General features: G+C 67.7%; 3 protein-coding genes and 1 pseudogene. All 4 read left to right on the top strand.

Annotation, left to right across the window (positions count from 1 at the left end; genetic code table 11):
• Nucleotides 1–442 (top strand): annotated as a pseudogene (locus tag ACWDKQ_RS35290) (amino acid permease); the annotation flags it as partial.
• Nucleotides 439–1,107: a ThuA domain-containing protein gene (locus tag ACWDKQ_RS35285; protein WP_450143092.1), complete on the top strand. Its 669-nt coding sequence runs from the start codon at nt 439–441 to the stop codon at nt 1,105–1,107. The pseudogene ACWDKQ_RS35290 and the gene ACWDKQ_RS35285, both read left to right, overlap by 4 nt.
• A 31-nt stretch (nt 1,108–1,138) precedes the next feature.
• The gene (locus tag ACWDKQ_RS35280) at nt 1,139–2,926 is read left to right on the top strand and encodes a thiamine pyrophosphate-binding protein (protein WP_450143091.1); all 1,788 of its coding nucleotides are present in this window, start codon (nt 1,139–1,141) and stop codon (nt 2,924–2,926) included.
• Nucleotides 2,927–3,056: 130 nt separating this feature from the next.
• The coding region (locus tag ACWDKQ_RS35275) for a GMC family oxidoreductase (protein WP_450143090.1) at nt 3,057–4,202 on the top strand (1,146 nt) is incomplete at its 3' end.

Raw genomic sequence — 4,202 nt, 5'->3', positions numbered from 1 at the left:
GGTCAACGTCGCGCCGCTCCTGCTCTTCGTGTTCGTCTACTACTCGCCGGACTCGCTGGTGCGGATCGCCGCCTTCCAGGTGCTGGCCGGGTACGCGGCGTTCCAGCTGGTCGTGCTCGCCGCCCTGCGCATGCGGTTGCGCGGCTGGCGTCCCGCGGGTGCGTGGACGATGGGCCGGTTCGGTATCGCCGTCAACATCGCGGCCCTGGTCTACGGCGTCCTCGCGATGATCCTGCTCGCCGCGCCCACCGGCGACGCCGACGCCCCCTTCGTCGATCGCTGGATCGCGCTTATCGGCTTCCTCATCGTTTCTGCGGTCGGGCTGGTGTACCTGCTGGTGGCCAAGCCGGAGCGCAAGTCCACCGCACCGGAGGGCGACGCCCTGGAGGTCGCCGCTCGGCTTCGCGAGCGTGCCACCGCTGCAGGAAGGAGCGGATCATGACCCGCGTGCTCTACCTCTACGGCGGCTGGCCGGGCCACAAGCCGTACGAGATCGCCGCTGCATGGGCACTCCCGTTGTTCGATGACCTCGGTTTCGACGTCGAGGAAACCAACGATTTCTTCTCCCTCGACGCCGATCTCACCGGCTACGACCTGATCGCGCTGAACTGGAACAACGCCCTGCTGACGGAGGGCCTCACCGCGGCGCAGGAGACCAACCTGCTCACCGCGGTGGCCTCGGGCACCGGGATCGCCGCCTGGCACGGTGCCGCCGCCGCATTCCGCACCAGCATCAAGTATCACTGGCTGATTGGTGGGAGCTTCCTGGAGCACCCGGCCGGGGAAGGCGTGAAGCACCCTTACGAAGTGTCTATTGTGGATCCTGAGCACGAAATCACGGTGGGGGTGACCGGCTTCAAGGTCGCGTCCGAGCAGTACTACATGTCGGTCGACCCGAACAACCACGTGCTCGCCGAGACCACGTTCACCGGCGAACACATCCCGTGGCTCGAGGGCAGGAAGATGCCGCAGGCCTGGACCCGGATGTGGGGACGGGGGCGGGTGTTCTACAGCGCGGTCGGCCATGACCTCGACGACCTGCAGAATCCGGACGTCACCCGGCTGTGCGCCCAGGGTTTCGCCTGGGCCGCCCGCGACACGAAGTAATAAGCAGAACAATTCGAGTGGGAGTACCCCCATGCCTATCCTCACCGGCGGTCAGATCGTCGCCCGCACCTTGCGTAACTACGGCGTCGACTACGTGGCCGGCATCCCCGGTCACGGGATCTGGTCGCTGACCGACGCCTTCCTGGATGACGAGTCGAACATTCCGTTCATTCAGACCTTCCACGAGCAGAGCGCCGTACACCTGGCCGACGGGTTCTACCGCGCGACTGGCCGTCCCATCGCGGCGGTGACCTCGATCGGCGCCGGGGCGAGCAACACAGTCATCGGTATGGGCACCGCTTTCACCGACTCGACGAGCACCCTGGTGATCACCGGCGGCCCGCCCACGCACATGCGGGGACACGGCCTGCTCCAGGAACTCGACCGCTACACGGCCAACGACTTCCCGAAGGTGGCCGAGGCGGTCAGCAAGCGGCACTGGATCGTCAACCGGGTCGAGGAACTGCCCTTCGTGCTGCACCGCTGCTTTAACGCCATGCTGACCGGACGGCCCGGCCCGGTCCACCTTGAGGTGCCCATGGACGTCCAGGCCGAGGCTGCCGAAGTCGAGTTGCACGACTTGGCGCGGCGGCTGCCGGTCGGCCGTCAGCACCCCGATCCGGAGGCGGTGGATCGTGCCAGCGACGTGCTGCGCGCGGCTGACCGTCCGGTCATCGTCGTCGGTGGCGGCGCGATCACGGCCGACGCCTCTGACCAGGTGCTGGCGTTGGCTGAGAAGTGGCAGATCCCTGTGGTGACGACCTGGAACGGCAAGGGCGCGTTCCCCGAGGACCACGCGCTGTTCGCCGGCAGTGTCGGCCAGACCGGCACGATCACCGGCAACGCCATCGCGAGTTCGGCGGATGTCGTCGTGGCGGTGGGCTGCCGGTTCACCGACTGGTCCGCGTCCAGTTACGCCAAGGGCGTCAGCTTCTCCATCCCACCTGCAAAGCTGATCCACATCGACATCGATCCGCACGAGATCGGCAAGAATTACCCGGCGGAGGCCGGAATTGTCGCCGACGCCCAGCGGGCCGTCGCCGCGATCGTGGACTCGCTGCCCAACACATCTGCTTCGCGCGGCGAGTACCTCGCCGAACTGGCCGCGTTGCAACAGGACTGGGAGCAGAAACTGGCGGGGCGCAGGGACAGCGACCGGTTCCCGTTCACCTCGCAGCGCCCGCTCGGCGCGTTGCGCTCGGTACTGCCGCGTGACGCGATCATCGTCGCTGGTTCGGGCAACACCCAAGGCGCGGTGAAGCAGACCTTCCCGGTTTACGGCCCGCGCACCCACCTGACCTCCGGTGGTTTCTCGTCGATGGGCTGGGCGATCCCGGCCGCGGTGGGCGCCAAGCTGGGACAGCCCGAACGCACGGTCGTGTGCGTGCTCGGTGATGGCGATTTCCTCATGACGGCACAGGAAATCGCGCTGAGCGTCACCACCGGCGCACCGGTGGTGTTTGTAGTGCAGAACAACGCGGGCTACATGTCGATCCGCGGTGGTCAGCGCAAGCAAACCTCCCGGCACATCGGCACGGAATTCTCGCGCCCGGACGGCTCCCCTTACAGCCCCGATTTCGCCGCACTCGGCGCGTCCTTCGGCATCGAGTCGTGGAAGGTCTCCGACGCTGATTCGCTGGAGCCGACTCTGCGCAAGGCCGTCCACTCCGGTGCGCCGGCGCTCGTCGAGGTGCCGACCGACCGCGACGCCGCCGGCCCGTGGGTGCCCGGGTGGTGGGACTTCCCGGTGCCGGCCTACGTCACTGACCAGAGGCAAGACGAATACCACCGCACACGGGCCACCGAGCAGCATCTCTGACACGGCTCGTTCTGCGGGCCGATGCCCCCGACATCGGCCCGCAGTTCCACGGGGACGTTCACCAGACCTCGGAACCGGGCCTGCCAGGCAGGTCCCGATTCAGCCGATCCACTGATCTTGAGAGGTAGTCATGTCATCCAACGAACACGAGCGCTTCGACTACGTCGTGGTAGGCGCCGGCTCAGCCGGATGTGCACTAGCGGCCCGGCTTTCCGAAGACCCGGACGTCACCGTGGCGCTCGTGGAGGCTGGCCCTCCGGCACGGGGCCGGCTGTTCGAGATCCCGGCGCTATTCGCCCAACAGCTCAAGACCGCCTACGACTGGGACTTCGAGACCGAACCCGAGGAGCAACTCGGCGGACGGCGTGCCTATCTCCCGCGTGGTCGCGCGATCGGCGGGACGAGCTCGATGAACACGATGCTCTACGTGCGCGGCCACCGCTACGACTACGACACGTGGGCGAAGCTGGGGAACAAGGGCTGGAGCTACGACGAGGTCCTGCCGTTCTTCAAGAAGTCGGAGGACAACAAGCGCGGGGTGGACGCCTACCACGGTGTCGGCGGCCCGCTCACGGTCAGCGACCCGGTCTCGGTGCATCCCCTGCTCCAGACCTGGGTCGAGGCAGCGACCACCGCCGGTCACACACCCAACCGCGACTTCAACGGCGCGGAACAGGAGGGAGTCGGCTACTACCAAGTCACCCAGCGGGACGGATTGCGGTGCAGCAGCGCGGTGGCGTTCCTTGCGCCGGCCGCTGGCCGCCCGAACCTCACCATCTTTGCCTCGACCCTCGCACTGCGCCTGCGGTTCGACGGCAGCCGCGCCACCGGGCTGGAAGTCGACCACCTCGGCGAGGTCCGGACGATCCCGGCGGCGCGCGAAATCGTGTTGTCCATGGGCGCCTACAACTCACCACACCTGCTGCTGCAGTCAGGCGTGGGCCCCGCCGACGAACTGACCGCAGGCGGCATCACGCCGCGCCACGACCTGCCCGACGTGGGCCGGAACATGCAGGACCACGCGGGATGCTTCCTCAGTTTCTTCAGCGACACACCCCCGGTCGTCGGCCCCGACACCACACGGGAAGAGCACCAGCTGCGCAGTACCGGCACCGGCCCGATGGCCTGGACCGAGGTCGGTGGTTTCCTCCGATCCTCCGACGACGTCCCGGCCCCCGACATCCAGGTCCACGCCGCGCTGGGCATCGTGCGCGACCAGGGCCTGGCAGCACCGCTGGAGCCCGGCATGTCCTTCGGGCCCTACGTCGCCCGCCCC

It is taken from the genome of Saccharopolyspora sp. NPDC000995 (assembly GCF_053599315.1).
Note: the sequence above shows the minus strand (reverse complement) of the source record. Positions and strands in the feature narration are given on the sequence as shown.